17 protein-coding genes and 2 tRNA genes are annotated in these 17,545 nt (G+C 57.6%); 17 read left to right on the forward strand and 2 right to left on the reverse strand.

The window, feature by feature from the left end; translation table 11 throughout:
• The first annotated feature begins 18 nt into the window (after nucleotides 1-18).
• The 4 genes from ACP7B7_RS12100 to hxsA all read left to right on the forward strand — a co-directional run bounded on the left by ACP7B7_RS12100 (nucleotide 19) and on the right by hxsA (nucleotide 3,786).
• Nucleotides 19-360 (forward strand): SMR family transporter, encoded by a 342-nt coding sequence (locus ACP7B7_RS12100; RefSeq protein ID WP_308921804.1) that lies wholly within the window; start codon nucleotides 19-21, stop codon nucleotides 358-360.
• A gap of 188 nt (nucleotides 361-548) precedes the next feature.
• Nucleotides 549-2,090, forward strand: coding sequence for a His-Xaa-Ser system radical SAM maturase HxsB (hxsB, locus tag ACP7B7_RS12105; protein ID WP_426076828.1), 1,542 nt, complete (start codon nucleotides 549-551; stop codon nucleotides 2,088-2,090).
• The gene (hxsC, locus tag ACP7B7_RS12110; RefSeq protein ID WP_426076829.1) at nucleotides 2,087-3,214 is read left to right on the forward strand and encodes a His-Xaa-Ser system radical SAM maturase HxsC; all 1,128 of its coding nucleotides are present in this window, start codon (nucleotides 2,087-2,089) and stop codon (nucleotides 3,212-3,214) included. Before hxsB ends, hxsC begins: the two co-directional genes overlap by 4 nt.
• Nucleotides 3,211-3,786 carry a His-Xaa-Ser repeat protein HxsA gene (hxsA, locus tag ACP7B7_RS12115; RefSeq protein WP_426076830.1) on the forward strand — a complete coding sequence of 192 codons (576 nt, stop codon included), beginning with the start codon at nucleotides 3,211-3,213 and terminating at the stop codon, nucleotides 3,784-3,786. The genes hxsC and hxsA overlap by 4 nt, the downstream gene beginning before the upstream one ends.
• Before the next feature lie 28 nt (nucleotides 3,787-3,814).
• Here the strand turns inward: hxsA and ACP7B7_RS12120 are convergent, their stop codons facing one another.
• Nucleotides 3,815-4,774 (reverse strand): succinylglutamate desuccinylase, encoded by a 960-nt coding sequence (locus ACP7B7_RS12120; RefSeq protein WP_426076831.1) that lies wholly within the window; start codon nucleotides 4,772-4,774, stop codon nucleotides 3,815-3,817.
• Nucleotides 4,775-4,901: 127 nt separating this feature from the next.
• Between ACP7B7_RS12120 and ACP7B7_RS12125 the strand changes: the two genes are divergently transcribed.
• Nucleotides 4,902-6,011, forward strand: a complete 1,110-nt coding sequence (locus ACP7B7_RS12125; protein WP_426076832.1) for an acyltransferase family protein — start codon at nucleotides 4,902-4,904, stop codon at nucleotides 6,009-6,011.
• On the opposite strand, the gene ACP7B7_RS12130 is transcribed toward ACP7B7_RS12125, so the two are convergent.
• Nucleotides 6,008-6,490 (reverse strand): hypothetical protein, encoded by a 483-nt coding sequence (locus ACP7B7_RS12130; protein WP_426076833.1) that lies wholly within the window; start codon nucleotides 6,488-6,490, stop codon nucleotides 6,008-6,010. The genes ACP7B7_RS12125 and ACP7B7_RS12130 overlap by 4 nt on opposite strands.
• Nucleotides 6,491-6,624: 134 nt before the next feature.
• Here ACP7B7_RS12130 and ACP7B7_RS12135 point away from each other — a divergent pair.
• From ACP7B7_RS12135 to ACP7B7_RS12190, 12 genes are all read left to right on the forward strand, one after another.
• A tRNA-Val gene (locus ACP7B7_RS12135) sits at nucleotides 6,625-6,701 on the forward strand.
• Nucleotides 6,702-6,765: 64 nt separating this feature from the next.
• Nucleotides 6,766-6,842: transfer RNA gene (locus ACP7B7_RS12140), tRNA-Val, on the forward strand.
• Between the two features lie 212 nt (nucleotides 6,843-7,054).
• The gene (gene thrS, locus ACP7B7_RS12145) at nucleotides 7,055-8,962 is read left to right on the forward strand and encodes a threonine--tRNA ligase (RefSeq protein ID WP_308921800.1); all 1,908 of its coding nucleotides are present in this window, start codon (nucleotides 7,055-7,057) and stop codon (nucleotides 8,960-8,962) included.
• A gap of 27 nt (nucleotides 8,963-8,989) precedes the next feature.
• On the forward strand, nucleotides 8,990-9,535 hold the full coding sequence (gene infC, locus ACP7B7_RS12150) for a translation initiation factor IF-3 (RefSeq protein ID WP_254926743.1): 546 nt from the start codon (nucleotides 8,990-8,992) through the stop codon (nucleotides 9,533-9,535).
• A 227-nt stretch (nucleotides 9,536-9,762) separates the two neighbouring features.
• On the forward strand, nucleotides 9,763-9,960 hold the full coding sequence (rpmI, locus tag ACP7B7_RS12155; RefSeq protein WP_038493025.1) for a 50S ribosomal protein L35: 198 nt from the start codon (nucleotides 9,763-9,765) through the stop codon (nucleotides 9,958-9,960).
• Nucleotides 9,961-9,986: 26 nt separating this feature from the next.
• Nucleotides 9,987-10,346, forward strand: a complete 360-nt coding sequence (gene rplT / locus ACP7B7_RS12160) for a 50S ribosomal protein L20 (RefSeq protein WP_010399214.1) — start codon at nucleotides 9,987-9,989, stop codon at nucleotides 10,344-10,346.
• Nucleotides 10,347-10,494: 148 nt separating this feature from the next.
• Nucleotides 10,495-11,511 carry a phenylalanine--tRNA ligase subunit alpha gene (pheS, locus tag ACP7B7_RS12165; protein WP_308921799.1) on the forward strand — a complete coding sequence of 339 codons (1,017 nt, stop codon included), beginning with the start codon at nucleotides 10,495-10,497 and terminating at the stop codon, nucleotides 11,509-11,511.
• A gap of 193 nt (nucleotides 11,512-11,704) precedes the next feature.
• Entirely contained in the window at nucleotides 11,705-14,131 is a 2,427-nt protein-coding gene (gene pheT / locus ACP7B7_RS12170) for a phenylalanine--tRNA ligase subunit beta (RefSeq protein ID WP_426076834.1), read from the forward strand.
• Nucleotides 14,132-14,319: 188 nt separating this feature from the next.
• Nucleotides 14,320-14,667, forward strand: a complete 348-nt coding sequence (locus ACP7B7_RS12175) for an integration host factor subunit alpha (protein WP_010399205.1) — start codon at nucleotides 14,320-14,322, stop codon at nucleotides 14,665-14,667.
• Between the two features lie 10 nt (nucleotides 14,668-14,677).
• Nucleotides 14,678-15,106 (forward strand): MerR family transcriptional regulator, encoded by a 429-nt coding sequence (locus ACP7B7_RS12180; RefSeq protein ID WP_308921797.1) that lies wholly within the window; start codon nucleotides 14,678-14,680, stop codon nucleotides 15,104-15,106.
• A 187-nt stretch (nucleotides 15,107-15,293) separates the two neighbouring features.
• Nucleotides 15,294-15,926 carry a response regulator gene (locus ACP7B7_RS12185; protein ID WP_065309215.1) on the forward strand — a complete coding sequence of 211 codons (633 nt, stop codon included), beginning with the start codon at nucleotides 15,294-15,296 and terminating at the stop codon, nucleotides 15,924-15,926.
• A gap of 145 nt (nucleotides 15,927-16,071) precedes the next feature.
• A complete protein-coding gene (locus ACP7B7_RS12190; RefSeq protein WP_308921796.1) occupies nucleotides 16,072-17,475 on the forward strand; it encodes a sensor histidine kinase in 1,404 nt (467 codons plus the stop codon).
• Nucleotides 17,476-17,545: the final 70 nt, after the last annotated feature.

The following is a 17,545-nucleotide window of genomic DNA, read 5'->3' on the forward strand; positions in this document are numbered from 1 at the left end:
TTACTCTTCAGGGACCCCATGAGCCTGGCCACGACGTATTTCTATCTTGCGATCGCCATCGTTGCCGAAGTGATCGCCACCAGCGCCCTGAAAGCCTCAGACGGCTTCAGCCGCCTGTGGCCCAGCGTGATCACGGTGATCGGTTATGGCATCGCCTTCTGGTGTCTGTCGCTGACCTTGAAGGTGATACCGACCGGCATCGTGTATGCGATCTGGTCGGGCGTGGGCATCGTGCTGATCTCCGCCGTCGGCTGGTTCTGGTTCAAGCAAAGCCTTGATACGCCGGCGCTGATCGGCCTGGGGCTGATCATTGCCGGCGTGCTGGTCATCAATCTCTTTTCAAAATCGGTCGGGCATTGACTTGCAGCTTTGATTTCTGGTGTTGTAGAGTTTGCTAATTATCATTTTAATGGTAATTTCGTGTGTTATCTGACATATAATTCTCTTGATGCTTGGAGGAATTTTTCTCCATATAAGGTTCTTACTGTTCTGGCAGCTCAACGGGCTGGCAGATATTGGCAGTTTTAACGGGGAATGCAATGTGGCACATGGAAGGCAAGACAGGAAATATGCAGACGATTGCCTTTTATCCACGGCCGCGGACATCGAATATCAAGATGGCTTCTAACGTTGGAATGCCGGTAACGCAAGCTGAAGTCGGCGATGTGCCAGCCCCATTTTTAACCCGCCGATTGGCCGATGATGCATTGCTCGCAATATCGTCATCTGGTGACTATGCATTTCTTACTGAATTGGAAGCGCAGCAGCTAAAGATTGCGCCAGATTCGTTGCCTTTGGCGCGGCGCGCTGCATTACAGGCTCGCTTTTTTATTCCTGCCACACATGGCCGAGGTAGTGCGCATTTGCTCAAGTCGCGACAAGAAGCAAAACGTAGCACAGTGAGCAATGGCCCCACCCTGCATATTATCGTTCCTACCTTGCAGTGTGGCCACTCCTGTCAGTATTGCCAAGTAAGTCGGTCCTTGTCCGATCAAGGGCATGTCATCAGCATGGTGCATCTGGACCAAGCCTGCGACAGTATTTTTGACAGTCCGTCGAAGGCCTTGACGGTGGAATTTCAAGGCGGAGATCCCTTGTTGCGTTTCGATCTGCTGAAACACGCCATCAAACGTATCGCGACACGCAATGTGCGCGAAGCGCGATCAATCCGCTTTGTTATCGCATCGACCTTGCATCAGCTAAATCCGGAAATGTGCGCTTTCTTTAGGCTGCATGATGTCTATTTATCCACGAGTATTGATGGGCCAGCATTTCTGCATAATAAGAATCGTCCTGTTCCGGGACGGGATTCTTATGAACGGACGCTTGCGGGGATTGAACTGGCCCGGTCGGTCTTGGGTAGTGAGCATGTGTCGGCTCTGATGACGACCACGCGCGCCTCGCTGGCTTATCCTGAGGAGATAGTCGATGAATATGTCAAGCTTGGTTTGCAGGATATATTCCTTCGCCCTCTCAGTAGCTATGGATTCGCCAAACGGAACCAGGCTCGCATGCAGTACTCCCTGAGCGAATTTTCAGATTTCTATCTGCGTGCGTTGGACCGGATCTTTTACTGGAACCGGCAAGGTATCGCCATACGCGAAGTGTATGCCTCTATTATATTGAATAAGATGTTATCTACCTTTGATGGTGGCTATGTTGACTTGCAAAGCCCGACAGGGGCGGGGTCAAGTGTGCTGGTTTATAACTATGATGGGTATGTGTACCCAAGTGATGAAGCACGCATGCTCACGGAAACCGGTGAGCATGCGTTGCGTTTGGGAGTCATTGGTACGAGCTTGCTGGCGCTTTCACAGTCACCGCTGCAGAATGCATTGACGCAAGCTAGTCTGGTGCATGACACCGCAGGCTGTAAACAATGTGCCTACAACCAGTTTTGCTCGCCGAACCCCGTCGACGCATTTGCACAGCATGGCTCCATTTCTGCACCAGTGTTCAGCACGGAGCATTGCCAGAGGCATATGTGGTTATTCGACACTATGTTCTTGAAATTGAAAGAGGCTGACGCGGAAAGGCAAGCACTGTTTTATCGCTGGGCCCAGCCGTCCAGTGGGAATGGACCGCAATGAGGCGCATTTCTGCCGCAGTTGATGTCGCCGCGCCAGCCTTGGTGCACCGTGTCATTGCACTGGATGAGGTCGGTAGTGCATGGCAACCGGAATTGCGCTACTTGGTTTTCGCCCCTACGCAGGTGGAGCAATTACAGGTGATTGCATTGCAAACGGCTGGAGTCTGCAATGTACATTGGGTAGCGGACGCGGCTTTGGAGCCTGGCGATATTGTTATCCCAGATTGGAAAAAACAGCGTGTGCTGGTGCTTTTTCGCGAGCACGATATGCATCACTCCCTTTTGTTGACGAATCGGTGCAATAGCATGTGCCTGATGTGCTCTCAACCGCCAACCCCGCATGACGACAGTTGGCTAGTTGAGGAAGCGTTGGATATTATTCGACATTTGCGTGTTTCCCCTGACGTCATCGGCTTGTCGGGTGGTGAGCCATTATTGCTGGGTAGTAGCTTGCGTCGTATTCTCGATGAGTTGACTTTGCGTCATCCCGTCACACGAATCGAGGTACTGACAAATGGACGGCTGTTCAGTGATGGCGAGATCGCGCGCACGATACTGGAGGGGCTTGAGGCCAAGGTTCAATGGCTGGTGCCATTGTACGGCCATGCTGATTTCTATCACGATTTTGTAGTTCAATCTATGGGGGCGTTTGAGCAAACACTGGAGGGGCTACTTGTATTGCAGCAGTATGGGCAAGCCATTCAGTTACGCATCGTTCTGATCAAAACAGTGCTGGAAATATTAGAGGAATTATCTGGATTTATCGGCAGAAATTTGCCATTTGTAAATGCTGTTGCGTTGATGGGATGTGAGCCCACAGGCTATGCCTTGGCTAATCGTGAGCAGTGTGAGTTGGATCTGATTGACTGGGCTTTGACATTGGCGCGCGCGTCGGCATTGCTGACGCATCATGCCGTTCCACATATGTTCATGAATGCACCGTTGTGCGCATTGTCCCCGGCACTGTGGGGACTTGCCCACAAGAGTATATCTGACTGGAAAAATGTCTATGTTGCGGAGTGTGATCGATGCAATGTCAAGTCCCAATGCGCTGGGCTATTTTCTTGGCATGAGAGTGGTTGGAAGCCGACCAAAATCCGCGCAATAGAAGGAGTTGTTGCATGAGTAAATTCGTGAAAAACGTCGCATTATTTGTTGCCGGCTTGCCGCTTTTTAGCAGCAAAGCTATGGCCTTACCTGCTACGCAGCACGATACATTTTCCCCTAGTGATTTGAAGGCAGTTCCACTGCGCCCGCTAAACAGGGATTTCGATAATTTATTTGCTGGCCATCGCTCACACTCCAGCCATCGCTCTCACTCGAGTCACTCGTCCCATTATTCTGGTTCGGGCGGGTCTGCTGCAAGGTATGTGGATCCAAGCCCTGCTACTACTTATGCTGCACAAGCGGTTCCCAGTCCCACTGCTACCTATGGTAACTCCTCTGTAGTAGATCCTGTTACCACGGTGAGAGAGGCTGCTCCCGCATTGAGCCGGCATGAGAAACTGCGATTACAAATCATGCGCGTGCAGATTAGGCTGCATACGTTGGGGCTGTACAGCGACAAGATCGATGGTGTTTTAACTGTGCCGACCCAAGCGGCCTTGAAACTGTTTCAACAGCTAAAAGGCATTCCGGAGAGCGGCATGATGACGACTCCAACTTTGAATGCCTTGGGCGTGCCAGTGGTCCCCTGACCCTGAGGTCATGGGAATTGGCAAAACCTTAAAACGAAGGGCTGACACGCGCCAGGTAATACCACTCGGCATTGGCCGCCGCATTGACGTCCGGGAACAGGATATAGGCGTCGAATTCGGCCGTCACCGGCGTGCCGTCCACGCGCATGCCGATCTGTTCACCTTGCTTGACGGTGTCAAAGCTGGACCAGGTCTTGATGAAGCGGTCACCGGCGTCCAGCTTGTCGTGCACCACCACCATGTTCAGCGCTTCCATGTCCGCGTCGGCTATCGGTGCCGGCTGTGGCGCATCGATAAAACCCAGGAATGCCAGCGTATTCATGATGGCGCGGTAAGCCACATCGGGCGCGGCCGGATCGGCATGCTGGCCGCATTCCAGGGTCAGCGCATAGCCGCCCGTCGAGCGCATGTATTCGGTGGTGCCCACGCCGTAGCGCAAGACCAGGCCGACCTGGTCGCTGCCGGCCAGGCGGCGCTGCACGCCGGCGCCATAGGTTTGCAGCCAGCCGTCGACAAAGCGGCGCACGCCCAAGCGGCGCGCCAGCGCCCGTTCCTTGTCTTCATGCTGGAACGGTTGCAGCGGACCATCGTTGTTGCGCGGGCCCACCATCACGAAGGGCTGGCTGTCGGCGTTGAACGAGTGCAAGTCCAGCAGCACGTCGTGCTGGCCCAGCAGCGGGCATAGCCAGTTGGCGATGCGGTCTTCGAAATCCTGGGGATGGTCGTTGGGGAACAGGTTGCGGTTCAGATTGCGGTCGCCGCTGCGCACGCCCTTGGCGTAGGCCAGGGGGTTGGTGATCGGCACGAAGGTCACGCTGCCGGCCAGGATGGCCAGCGCTCCGCTGTCGATTTCCGCCATCACGCGCTGTATGCCTTTGGTGCCGCAGGTTTCATTGCCGTGCACGGCGCCGGTGACGATCAGGCGCGGGCCGCTGCCCTGGCCCGTATAGTTGATGGATTTGAAGTGAAGTGCGCTGCTCATGATCATCCTGTGGTGAAAAAACGGGTCGCCATATTTTAGCGGCAATCGCGGCAGTCGCCGTTGAAAAATGTGGGCAGGCGGCGCTTCCACGTGGCATGATCGGCGCCATTGCCTGCTTTCACCGCCGTTGCCCATGACCAGTTCCTCTCTGACGCCCCGCCTGTACGGCCTCGACACCCTGCGCGCGCTGGCCATCGTGCTGGTGTTTACCAATCATTACGAATTGTTTGTTGCACCTGGGGTGTTCGGTTTCTGGGGTCAGATAGGCTGGACCGGCGTCGACCTGTTTTTTGCCCTCAGCGGCTATCTGATCGGCAACCAGATCTTTGCGGCGCTGCGGAGCAAGCAGGGCTTTTCGCTGCCGCATTTCTATGCGCGCCGCTTCCTGCGTACCTTGCCCAATTTTTACTTTGTGCTGGCACTGTATTATCTGTGGCCCGCGTTTCGCGGCGACTACGCGCTGCTGCCGCTCTGGAAGTTTTTGACTTTTACGCAGAATATCAACCTGACGCCGGGCACGGCCTTTTCGCATGCCTGGTCGCTATGCGTGGAAGAGCAGTTCTATGTGCTGCTGCCGGCCGTGGCGCTGGCGATCGCCGCCTGCCGCAAGTCCCTGCTGTGGGCCTGGATCGCGGTCGCCGCCAGCTTCGCGGCCGGCATGCTGGTGCGCGCCTATTTGTGGGATGAATATGTGCAAGTGCCGCGCGGCGGCATGGGCTACTACAAATATATCTATTATGCGTCATGGTGCCGCTTCGACGAACTGGTGGCCGGCGTGGCGCTGGCGCTATTGAAGAATCATCATCCGGCCGCCTGGTCGCGCATAACCTCGCATGGCAACCGCACCCTGCTGGCCGGCCTGGCGGGCGCGGCGTTAATGCTGACGCTGTTCTTTCACCATCACTTCGATTACTGGGTCACGGTGCTGGGCTATCCGGCGTTAGCCATCAGCTTCAGCTTGCTGCTGATCGCGGCCATGAGTCCGGGCAGTGCGCTGTATCAATGGCGTGTGCCGGGCGCGGCCAGCCTCGCCCTGTGGTCGTATGCGATTTATTTGCTGCACAAGCAGCTGTGCATCTTGCTCAGCCCTGTCTTGCAGGACTACGGCCATGCGCCGGACGGCTTGCCGGCGGTGCTGATCATGATTGCCGTCAGCATCGTCACCGGCTGGCTGTTGTATCAACTGGTGGAAACGCCGTTCATGCGCTTGCGTACACGCTACTTTCCCAGCAACCACCGTTAAGTCGGCATATCGATCACATCGATGCCGCGCGGCGTGCCGATCAGCAGTTCCAGTATCGCGTGCACCCGCGGATTGGTCGCTTCATGCTCGGTGTCGCGGATCAGCGCGCGCAGGCCCGGCACGGCTTCCATGATATGCGGGCTGTCGTAGGCGTGGATCAGCAGCAGCACCAGGTCGGTGGCGCCCGCGCCGGGTTGGCGGCGCAGGCGGTCATGGATCATGTTCAGCAGGGCGCGCTGCATGCGCGGCGTGGGATTGGTGATATACGCAAACACGCTGGGCGTATTGCTGATCGCCGCACACAGGCGCCGTTCGATCTCGTCCGGCTTGACGTCGGAGGCGATATCGAAATACGCCGCATCCCAATGCGTGCGCGCATAGGGGTGGCCGGGTGGAAACGAGTCGGCGGTTTCAAAACCGCAGATGCGGCTCAGGGTTTTGAGCCAGGTTAACAAGGTCGATGACAAGGAAGAGTTCATGGGGCGATTTTAACGGCATTGCCTGCTGATCGTGACGCCGCCGGCCAAAATCGCTGACGCCCGGGAAATGTTAAAGTTTCCTGTAAAACAGCCCTTGTCATTCCGGGAAAGCCTCTCTATAATGCTGGTCTTCGGGGCGGTTAGTTCAGCTGGTTAGAATACTTGGTCGACATCCAAGGGGTCGGGGATTCGAATTCCTCACCGCCCACCAGAATTTTGCAGTAGATGGTTTTAGCAGGTGATCACGCAGTAGGTGATCGATAAAAAAGTTTTACGGGCGGTTAGTTCAGCTGGTTAGAATACTTGGTCGACATCCAAGGGGTCGGGGATTCGAATTCCTCACCGCCCACCAGAATGCAGTAATCAAGAAAGGGTCACCGGTTATGACACCGCGAACTACTACCAAGCTTTGGGAGTGACGCTAGTCGAACGGGTTTCCTTTGTCCTGAAAAAGTGAAAAACGCGGCTAGTCCGCGTTTTTTTGCGTCTGCGTTTTCCTTTCAGTATTTCATTCACACACACATTGCAGTTTTACCTGGCGCCAGCGCCGACATGGAGATCAATATGCTTACAATCCGACTTCCCGATGGTTCCGCCCGTCAATTTGACGGCCCGGTCACCGTGGCCCAGGTTGCGGCCAATATTGGTACGGGTCTGGCCAAGGCCGCGCTGGCCGGCAAGGTCGACGGCAAGCTGGTCGATACGTCGTACCTGATCGAGCAGGACGCCGAACTGGCCATCATCACCGACAAGGACGCCGATGGCCTGGACGTGATCCGCCATTCGACGGCCCACCTGCTGGCGCATGCCGTCAAGGAATTGTTCCCTGATGCACAGGTCACCATCGGCCCGGTGATCGACAACGGCTTTTACTATGACTTCGCCTACAAGCGTCCGTTCACGCCGGAAGACCTGGTGGCGATCGAAAAGAAAATGACGGAGCTGGCCAAGAAGGATGAGCGCGTCACGCGCAAGGTCGTCGCGCGCGACGAGGCCATCGAGTATTTCGCCAGCATCGGCGAAGCCTATAAAGCCGAACTGATCGCCGCGATTCCGGCCGACCAGGAAGTGTCGCTGTATTCGGAAGGCGCGTTCACCGATCTGTGCCGCGGCCCGCACGTGCCGTCAACGGGCAAGCTGAAAGTCTTCAAGCTGATGAAGCTGGCTGGCGCCTACTGGCGCGGCGACTCGAAAAACGAAATGCTGCAGCGCGTGTACGGCACCGCCTGGGCCAAGAAGGAAGACCAGGAGCTGTACCTGCATAACCTGGAAGAGGCGGAAAAACGCGATCACCGCAAACTGGGCAAGCAGCTCGATTTCTTCCATTTCCAGGAAGAAGCGCCGGGCCTGATCTTCTGGCACCCGAAAGGCTGGTCGATCTGGCAGCAGGTCGAGCAATACATGCGCAATGTCTACCAGGTGAACGGCTACCAGGAAGTGAAAGCGCCGCAGATTCTCGACCGTGGCCTGTGGGAAAAAACCGGCCACTGGGACAACTACCGCGAAAACATGTTCATTACCGAGTCGGAGAATCGCTCGTATGCGCTGAAACCGATGAACTGCCCCGGTCACGTGCAGATCTACAACAACAGCATGCGCAGCTACCGCGACCTGCCGCTGCGCTACGGCGAGTTCGGCCAGTGCCACCGCAACGAGCCCTCGGGCGCCTTGCACGGCATGATGCGCGTGCGCGGCTTTACGCAGGACGACGGCCATATTTTCTGTACCGAAGAGCAGATCGCCGGCGAAGTGACGGCCTTCCACCAGCAGGCGATGGATGTCTACACGGCCTTCGGCTTTACCAATATCGACGTCAAGCTGGCCTTGCGTCCGGACAGCCGCATTGGCACCGAAGAATCGTGGGACAAGGCGGAAGAGTCGCTGCGTTCGGCCCTGCGCGCCTGTGGCGTGGAATGGACGGAATTGCCGGGCGAGGGCGCGTTTTACGGTCCGAAGATCGAATATCATCTGAAGGATAGCCTGGGTCGCGCATGGCAGGTCGGCACGGTGCAGATCGATCCGTCGATGCCGGGCCGCCTGGGTGCCGAATATGTGGCGATCGACAACACGCGCCAGGTTCCCATCATGCTGCACCGCGCGATCGTCGGTTCGCTGGAACGTTTCATCGGCATCCTGATCGAACACTATGCGGGCGCGATGCCATTGTGGCTGGCGCCGATGCAGGTGTCGGTGTTGAATATTTCCGATGCGCAAGCCGATTATGTGCAGGAAGTGGCCACAAAACTACGCAAAGCGGGCATCCGCGTACAGGCTGATTTGCGTAACGAGAAGATTACCTATAAAATACGTGAACATTCCGTACAAAAATTGCCTTACATCTTAGTAATTGGCGACAAAGAGCGGGATGCCAATACAGTGGCCGTGCGGGCGCGGGGTAATGTCGATCTGGGCGTCATGTCCGTCGATGCCCTGATAGAGCGACTCAAACATGAAGTCGACACCAAGGCCTGACGAGGAAACTCGCTGCACGACCGTCTTATCAGATTTTTAAAGGAAATTACAATAGCTACTGACAAGTCACATCGCATCAATGGCGAAATCACTGCCCCTGAAATGCGTTTAAGCGGGGTCGATAACGAGCCACTCGGTATCGTAAGTTTGGCTGAAGCCTTCCGCCTGGCGGAAGAGGCAAACGTCGACCTGGTGGAAATTGCGCCTACCGCGCAGCCACCGGTGTGCCGTTTGATGGACTACGGCAAATTTAAGTATTCGGAGCAGAAGAAGGCTCACGAAGCGAAATTGAAGCAAAAGATCATCCTCGTGAAGGAAGTCAAATTCCGTCCGGGGACTGATGATGGTGACTACAATATCAAGTTGCGTAATCTCATCAAGTTCCTCGAAGACGGCGACAAGACCAAGATCACCTTGCGTTTCCGCGGTCGCGAGATGGCGCACCAGGATATTGGCTTCCGCATGCTGGAGCGTCTGAAGGCCGATCTGGAGCCGTTTGGCCAGGTCGAGCAGTTTCCGAAGATGGAAGGGCGCCAGATGATCATGGTCCTTTCGCCGAAGAAGAAAAAGTAAGTTACAATAGCGCTTTACTGTGGATCGATGTCAATGCGCCAGGCTTGGTGCAAAATTCGGTTCCAGGCAGAATTTTGAGCGGCCCGGCCAGCGATGTCCGGGCCGCTCAAACTGTAGTGGACTCGCATCCGCTGCACAACATGTGAAAGCAGGCATCTAAGCGCAGCGTCGTGTTGCCACCTGCAATCCTGTTATAAATGGAGCTGTCCGTAAGAGGACAGATTGCTATGCCTAAAATGAAGACCAAAAGCTCCGCGAAAAAACGTTTTCGCGTGCGTCCAGGTGGAACAGTCAAGTCGGGTCACGCGTTCAAACGCCACATCCTGACCAAGAAAACCACCAAAAACAAACGTCAGTTGCGCGGTACCCGTAACATCAACGCATCGGATGTCACGTCCGTCATGCGCATGATGCCGACTGCTTAATCTCACACTCAATTTAAGGAGTTACTATGCCTAGAGTAAAACGTGGGGTTACAGCTCGTGCCCGTCATAAGAAGATTCTTGTTCAAGCTAAAGGCTACCGTGGTCGCCGCAGCCGTGTATACCGTGTTGCCAAGCAAGCAGTCATGCGCGCTGGCCAATACGCTTACCGCGATCGCCGCAACAAGAAACGCGTTTTCCGCCGCCTGTGGATCGCCCGTATCAACGCCGCTTCCCGTGAGCATGGCGTGACGTACAGCGTATTCATGAACGGTCTGAAAAAAGCAAATATCGAACTGGACCGTAAAGTCCTGGCCGATATGGCTGTGATGGACAAGCCAGCATTCGCTGCGATTGTCAACGCGGTCAAAGCAAAAATCGCTGCGTAAGCATCGACGATTGCAAAGCGTCATCCGTAGGGTGACGTCATAAAGAGCGGGGCAGGGGTGTACAACCACCTTGTGCCCCGTTTCCGTTTTTGATTGTTGGGTTCTGAACTACCAATCCAGGATTGATTTCCAAAACAGGAAAAGCCGCATGAACTCCCTAGAAGAACTCGTCGTCTCGGCCCAGGCTGACTTTATCGCCGCCGCAGACGCTGCCGCACTTGAAAACGCCAAGGCCCGCTATTTGGGCAAGACCGGCCAGATTACCGAAATGATGAAGGGCCTGGGCAAGCTCGACCCGGACGCGCGCAAGGCGCAAGGCGCCTTGATCAACGCCGTCAAGGTGCAGATCGAAGACGCGCTGACGGCGCGCCGTGATGCACTGGCCGATGCACAGATGCAAGGCCGCTTGAACGCCGAAGCGATCGACGTCACCATGCCAGGCCGTGGCCGCATGCCGGGCGGCATCCATCCCGTGATGCGCAGCTGGGAGCGGGTCGAGGAAATCTTCCGCTCGATCGGTTTCGACGTGGCCGACGGCCCCGAAATCGAAAATGACTGGACCAATTTCACGGCGCTCAACAGCCCGGAAAACCACCCGGCCCGTTCCATGCAAGACACGTTCTATATCGACGGCAACGACACCGACGGCAAGCCGCTGCTGCTGCGCACGCACACCAGCCCGATGCAGGTGCGCTATGCGCGCACGCATACGCCGCCGATCAAGGTCATCGCGCCGGGCCGCACCTATCGCGTCGACAGCGACGCCACCCACTCGCCGATGTTCCACCAGGTCGAAGGCCTGTGGATCGCCGAAGACATCAGCTTTGCCGACCTGAAGGGCGTGTACCTGAATTTCGTGAAAGCCTTCTTCGAGACCGACGACCTGCAAGTGCGCTTCCGTCCCTCGTACTTCCCGTTTACGGAACCGTCGGCCGAGATCGATATCGCCTTCGGTTCGGGCCCGCTGAAAGGCCGCTGGCTGGAAGTGTCGGGCGCCGGCCAGGTGCATCCGACCGTGGTGAAGAACTTCGGCCTGGACCCTGAGAAATTCATCGGCTTTGCTTTCGGCTCCGGCCTGGAACGTTTGACGATGCTGCGTTACGGCATCAACGACCTGCGCCTGTTCTATGAAGGCGACCTGCGTTTCCTGAAGCAATTCAACTAGCAGCATCGAATAAAAAGTCCATGGCGTTGTTGCCTTGCCTCGCCGTACATTCGTACTGTCTTCGGCAAGACGCCTAGCCCTGAACATTTTATTCGACGCTGCAAACGAGTTATTTTAATACCCGGTTGCGCCACCAAACGGCGCTTGAGCATGCTGCGTCGTGCTCGCGCTATTACCCTTTGAAGGCTTGATTATGCAATTTTCCGAAAACTGGCTCCGTACCATGGTCGATCCGAAGATGACTTCGGACGAACTGGCCCATCTGTTGACCATGTCCGGTCTGGAAGTCGAGGACGTCGATCCCGTCGCGCCTCCGTTCTCGAACGTGGTGGTGGGCCTGGTCCTGGAGATGGAGAAACATCCGAACGCCGACCGCCTGAACGTGTGCAAGGTCGATGTCGGCACCGGCACCATGCTGACCATCGTCTGCGGCGCGCCGAATGTGCGCCCGGGCCTGCGCGTGGTGTGTGCCCAGGCCGGCGCCGTGCTGCCGCCCGGCAGCGACGGCAAGCCGTTCGAGATCAAGGTCGGCCAGCTGCGCGGCGTCGAGTCGCAAGGCATGCTGTGCTCGGCGCGCGAATTGAAATTGTCGGAAGAAAACGCCGGCCTGATGGAATTGCCGGACGATGCGCCGATCGGCCAAAACTTCCGCGATTACTACGCCCTCAACGACCTGAAATTCACCATCAAGCTGACGCCGAACAAGGCCGACTGCCTGTCGGTGCTGGGCGTGGCGCGCGAAGTGTCGGCCCTGACCGGCGTGCCATTGAATGTACCCCAGTTCAGCGCCGTTCCCGTGTCGAGCGACGAAGTATTGCCTGTCAAAGTCAGCGCGCCGGACTTGTGCGGCCGTTTCACGGGCCGGGTGATCCGCGGCCTGAACGCCAGGGCCGCCACGCCGGACTGGATGAAGCAGCGCCTCGAGCGCAGCGGCCAGCGTCCGCTGTCGGCCCTGGTCGATATCTCGAACTATGTCATGCTGGAACTGGGCCGTCCCAGCCACGTGTTTGACCTGGCCAAGATCCATGGCAGCCTGGATATTCGCTGGGGCAAGGCCGGTGAATCGGTGAAACTGTTGAACGGCAACACGGTGGCCGTCGACGAGTGGATCGGCGTCATTGCCGACGAGCAGGAAATCGAATCGCTGGCCGGCATCATGGGCGGCGACGCCAGCTCGGTCTCGGACGATACCGACAGCATCTATCTGGAAGCGGCCTTCTGGTGGCCGAACGCCATCCAGGGCCGTGCGCGCCGTTTGAATTTCTCGACCGATGCGGCCCACCGCTTCGAGCGCGGCGTCGATTTCGCCACCACCGCCGAGCATATCGAACGCATCACGGCCCTGATCGTGGAAATCTGCGGCACGCCAGCCACCACCGTCGGCCCGGTCGATGACCATGTGGTGAACCTGCCGCAACGCACGCCGGTATCGATGCGTACGGCGCGCGCGCAAAAAGTGATCGGCGTGCCGCTCACCGACGAGCTGGTCGCCGATATCTTCACCCGCCTGGCGCTGCCGTTCACGCTGGCGGACGGCGTATTTTCCGTGACCTCGCCCAGCTACCGTTTCGACATCGAGATCGAGGAAGACCTGATCGAGGAAGTGGCGCGCGTATACGGCTTCGAAAACATCCCGACCCTGCCGCCGGTGGCGGCTAACGTGATGCAGATTGCGCCGGAAAACACGCGTTCGCTGTTTGCCGTACGCCATGAACTGGCCGACCTGGGCTTCCAGGAAGTGGTCAACATGAGCTTTGTCGACAGCGCATGGGAGCGCGATTTCTCGGGCAATACCAAGCCGATCACATTGCAGAACCCGATCGCCAGCCAGATGAGCGTGATGCGCTCCTCCCTGATCGGCAGCCTGATCGCCAATGTGCGCTACAACCTGAACCGCAAGACGGGCCGCGTGCGCATCTTCGAAGTGGGCGCCATCTACCAGCGCGATGAAGCGGTGCAGAACGGCGCCCTGTCGGTGGCCGGCTACGCCCAGCCAAAACGGGTGGCCGCCATGGCCTACGGTCCGGTGGCCGACGAGCAATGGGGCCAGCCGGCGCGCACGGTCGACTTCTTCGACGTGAAAGCCGACCTGGAAGCGCTGTTCGCGCCGCAGGTGCTGCGTTTCACCAAGGCGGAACATCCGGCGCTGCATCCGGGCCGTTCGGCCAACGTGGAACTCGACGGCAAGGTGATCGGCTTTATCGGCGAAATTCACCCGCGCTGGATGCAGAAATATGACCTGCCGCAAGCGCCGGTGCTGTTCGAAGTCGATGCCGAGGCCCTGACGCAGCGCGTGGTGCCCGTGTACGCGGAAATTTCCAAGTTTCCTGGCGCCAGCCGCGACCTGGCGGTACTCGTCAAGCAGACGGTGGCGGCGCAGGATCTGCTCGACACCTTCCACGCGGCGGCGAAGGCCAGCCCGGCGGCGCGTATCGTGCAAGCCATTGTTTTATTTGATGAATATCGTGGAAAAGGGTTGGAAGCGGATGAAAAAAGCCTTGCTTTCCGGATTAGCTTGCAAGATACTCAAAACACCCTGCAAGACGATGTGGTCGACGGCCTGATGACCGTGCTGATCGAGGCGGCAAAGCAGGGCCACGACGCGAAACTGCGTTCGTAAGAGCAGTAAAAAATAGCGGCAAATTCGGGCCGGCGCCATGCGCTGGCCTCTTTGTCGTCCAACGAGATTGTCCCATGCGTGTCATCTGGCACGCGGGCGCACAGAAAAGGCAGGGCAGGAAAATTAATAACAGCGACGTTGATTCCGCCGTACTGCAGTCCGCATTGGCCGCCGATTTGCACCGGGCCATGCTGGTTGCCAAAGTGCGCCAGGAAGCGGAAAAAGATCTACCCACCTTGACCAAGGCGGAACTGGCCGAACTGCTGTTCGAACAGGTCGGCCTGAACAAGCGCGAAGCGAAAGACATGGTCGAGACCTTCTTTGACGAGATCCGCAATGCGCTCGAGCGCGGCGAAGCCGTCAAGCTGTCCGGCTTCGGCAATTTCCAGCTGCGCGACAAGCCGCAGCGCCCGGGCCGCAACCCGAAGACCGGCGAAGAAATTCCCATCACGGCGCGCCGCGTGGTGACCTTCCATGCCAGCCAGAAGCTGAAAAGCATGGTCGAAGAGACCAGTCCGCTGGCCCGTGCCGCCTGAGTGAATGCCGATGAACGAGCGCATCAGTAAGACCGAGTTGATCGCCTTGCCGCCGATACCGGCCAAGCGCTATTTCACGATCGGCGAGGTGAGCGAGCTGTGCGGCGTCAAGCCCCATGTGCTGCGTTACTGGGAACAGGAGTTCTCCCAGCTCAAGCCCGTGAAACGGCGCGGCAACCGCCGCTATTACCAGCACCACGAAGTGCTGCTGATACGGCGTATCCGCGAGCTGCTGTACGAACAGGGCTTTACCATCAGCGGTGCGCGAAACAAGCTCGACAGCCGTGGCGGCCTGCATGCGGCGCCCGGCATCGAGATCGAAACCGGCGTGGGTGCTGTGCCGGACGCCGCGCCGCCGCCGCCCCAGGAAGCGCCGCTGGACCGCGACTGGATACGCGGCGAATTATTTGCGATACTCGCCTTGCTAAAACAGGAGTAGGACCAATATGGGTGGGGTTGTTTGATAACGCTGTTTTTTTGACTAAAATGGTGTTACGCACGCCTTGTAAGGTGCGCCGTGCGCATTTTACATATAATGCTCTAGTTGCGTTTTTGTTAGTGACGCTGAACTGGCGCCATGAGGCGCCGGTAGTCTTTCCCAAGCCAGGAAAATTTAAGGGGAAACAATGATACGCGTTGCCATTTGTGATGATCACCAAATAGTACGAGCCGGATTCAAGCAGATTTTTTCATCGTCTGACGATTTTAATGTGGTGGCGGAAGCCGGTACCGGGCGTGAAGCGCTCGATATCGCCCGCCGCGAAATATGTGATGTATTGCTGCTCGATATCGCCATGCCCGACCAGAGCGGCATCGATACCCTGCGCACGATCCGCCAGGGCCAGCCGGAATTGCCGGTGCTGATACTGAGCGGCTATCCGGCCCAGCAATACGCGCTGAACCTGTTCAAGATGGGTGCCAATGGCTATCTGAACAAGGAATGCGAAGCCGACGAACTGATGACGGCCGTACGTACCGTCTACCAGGGACGGCGCTATGTCAGTTCGACCGTGGGCGAGCTGCTGGCGCAGTCGTTCGACCGCGACACCAACGCGGCCCTGCACACGGAGTTGTCGGACCGCGAGTTCCAGGTCTTCCTGCGCCTGGCGCGCGGCGCCACCGTGTCCGATATCGGCGTGGCGCTGTCGTTGAGCATCAAGACGGTGAGTACCTACCGCACCCGCATCATGGAAAAGATGGGTTTGCAATCGAATAGCGACCTTACTTATTACGCCATGAAGAACAATCTGCTCGATTGATGCAGGTGGGACGATCACGCCCCGGAGTTCCTTCTGCTTGCCGGCAGGCCAGATAGCGTGCGGGGCGGCACGTTGTAGCGGGGGTATAATTGGCCGGCGCTGGCGTTCTCTGCCGCGCTGAACCTTGCCAAGGATGCACACCAGGATGTATTTCACCGTCGAACCGGCGCCGTATCATCGCCTGCCTCTGTACAAGACCATCCTTTGTGTCACCTGCGCCTTGTTGCTGGTGCTCAATGGTTTCAGCCTGTCCCACAACCTCGAAACCCTGAAGAGCACGAATGCCTTGCTGGCCCAGAGCGCCAAGGTGGCTGACCGCCTGCAATACCTGAACGTGCTGGTGCTCGATGCCGAAAGCAGCTTGCGCGGCTATTTCATTTCCGATGCCGACTCCTACCTGGGGCCGTCCCGCACCGCCACCGCCGAAATCGACAATGAGTTGAAGGGCCTGGCAATCCTGCTGCAGGGCAGCCCCAGCCAGCTGAAAAACCTGGCCCAGCTCAAGACCTTGATACGCCGCAAGATGATGACCCTCGACGAGACCATCAATGTCTACAAGCAGGGCGGCCTGGCAGATATCGTCAATATCGCCAGGGTCAGCGACGAGCGTGCCACCATGGACGAAATCCGCCTGCAGGTGGTGATCATGGTGCGCGAGCAGAACGAAGCGCTGGCGGCCGGCAGCGCCGCCTTTTACCGTGAATACCAGAAAGCCGTGTTGCTGGGGATTGGCATCAACGGCCTGGCGATCCTGGTGCTGATCATGTTTTATCAGCTGGTGCGACGCAGCTTCCAGAACCGCGCGGCGGTTGAGTTCGCGCTGAAAAACGCCAATGACACACTGGAGTCGACGGTGGCCAGGCGCACCGAACAGCTATCCGTGCTGTCGCGTCATTTGATCAGTGTTAACGAAGTGGAAAAGGCGCGGCTGGCGCGCGAGTTGCACGATGAGCTAGGCGCCAACCTGACCTCGATCAGCATGGACCTGGGCGCCGTCACGCAGCAACTGGCGCAGTCCCACCCCGAACTGGCCGCGCAACTGCGCCACGCCAAGGCCACCCTGCTCGAAACGGTGGAGCTGAAACGCCGCATCGTCGAAGATCTGCGCCCCAGCCTGCTGGACAACCTGGGCCTGTGCGCCGCCATCGAGAGCTATTGCGAGGATTTCGCGCGCATGAGCTCGGTTCGCTGCGATACCGACGTCGCCATCCATATCGACAACCGCGAAGCCACCCTGACCATCGCGCTGTTCCGCATCGTGCAGGAGTCGCTGACGAATATCCTGAAATACGCCAAGGCCGGCACCGTCAGCGTCAGCCTGAAGCGCAATGAAACGGGGCTGGTGCTGCGCGTGCTCGACGATGGCATTGGCATTACCGAAGATGCGCTGCAAAAACCGATGTCGCACGGCTTGCTGGGCATGCGCGAACGGGCCTTGCTGCTCGGTGGCAGCCTGACCGTCAAGCCCGGCCCGCAAGGCAAGGGCACCTGCGTGGAAGCCCTGATACCGCTGCCCTTGACGCCGGAGCCGGACGAGATCGAAGCGTAAGGATCAAACCGGGTACTACAAAAGAAAATGGCCGGGCATGCAAGCATGTCCGGCCATTTTTGTAACTGGT

Origin of the sequence: Janthinobacterium sp. PSPC3-1, from assembly GCF_049896105.1 — a bacterium.
Classification (GTDB): domain Bacteria; phylum Pseudomonadota; class Gammaproteobacteria; order Burkholderiales; family Burkholderiaceae_D; genus Janthinobacterium.

Excerpts from the sequence above, each read along its gene's own strand:
- hxsC (WP_426076829.1), top strand. The coding sequence starts at position 2,087 with ATGAGGCGCATTTCTGCCGCAGTTGATGTCGCCGCGCCAGCCTTGGTG.
- ACP7B7_RS12185 (WP_065309215.1), top strand. The coding sequence starts at position 15,294 with ATGATACGCGTTGCCATTTGTGATGATCACCAAATAGTACGAGCCGGA.
- ACP7B7_RS12180 (WP_308921797.1), top strand. The coding sequence starts at position 14,678 with ATGAACGAGCGCATCAGTAAGACCGAGTTGATCGCCTTGCCGCCGATA.
- thrS (WP_308921800.1), top strand. The coding sequence starts at position 7,055 with ATGCTTACAATCCGACTTCCCGATGGTTCCGCCCGTCAATTTGACGGC.
- ACP7B7_RS12190 (WP_308921796.1), top strand. The coding sequence starts at position 16,072 with ATGTATTTCACCGTCGAACCGGCGCCGTATCATCGCCTGCCTCTGTAC.
- ACP7B7_RS12175 (WP_010399205.1), top strand. The coding sequence starts at position 14,320 with ATGCTGGTTGCCAAAGTGCGCCAGGAAGCGGAAAAAGATCTACCCACC.
- ACP7B7_RS12120 (WP_426076831.1), bottom strand. The coding sequence starts at position 4,774 with ATGATCATGAGCAGCGCACTTCACTTCAAATCCATCAACTATACGGGC.
- rpmI (WP_038493025.1), top strand. The coding sequence starts at position 9,763 with ATGCCTAAAATGAAGACCAAAAGCTCCGCGAAAAAACGTTTTCGCGTG.
- pheS (WP_308921799.1), top strand. The coding sequence starts at position 10,495 with ATGAACTCCCTAGAAGAACTCGTCGTCTCGGCCCAGGCTGACTTTATC.
- pheT (WP_426076834.1), top strand. The coding sequence starts at position 11,705 with ATGCAATTTTCCGAAAACTGGCTCCGTACCATGGTCGATCCGAAGATG.
- hxsA (WP_426076830.1), top strand. The coding sequence starts at position 3,211 with ATGAGTAAATTCGTGAAAAACGTCGCATTATTTGTTGCCGGCTTGCCG.
- rplT (WP_010399214.1), top strand. The coding sequence starts at position 9,987 with ATGCCTAGAGTAAAACGTGGGGTTACAGCTCGTGCCCGTCATAAGAAG.
- ACP7B7_RS12125 (WP_426076832.1), top strand. The coding sequence starts at position 4,902 with ATGACCAGTTCCTCTCTGACGCCCCGCCTGTACGGCCTCGACACCCTG.
- ACP7B7_RS12100 (WP_308921804.1), top strand. The coding sequence starts at position 19 with ATGAGCCTGGCCACGACGTATTTCTATCTTGCGATCGCCATCGTTGCC.
- hxsB (WP_426076828.1), top strand. The coding sequence starts at position 549 with ATGGAAGGCAAGACAGGAAATATGCAGACGATTGCCTTTTATCCACGG.
- ACP7B7_RS12130 (WP_426076833.1), bottom strand. The coding sequence starts at position 6,490 with ATGAACTCTTCCTTGTCATCGACCTTGTTAACCTGGCTCAAAACCCTG.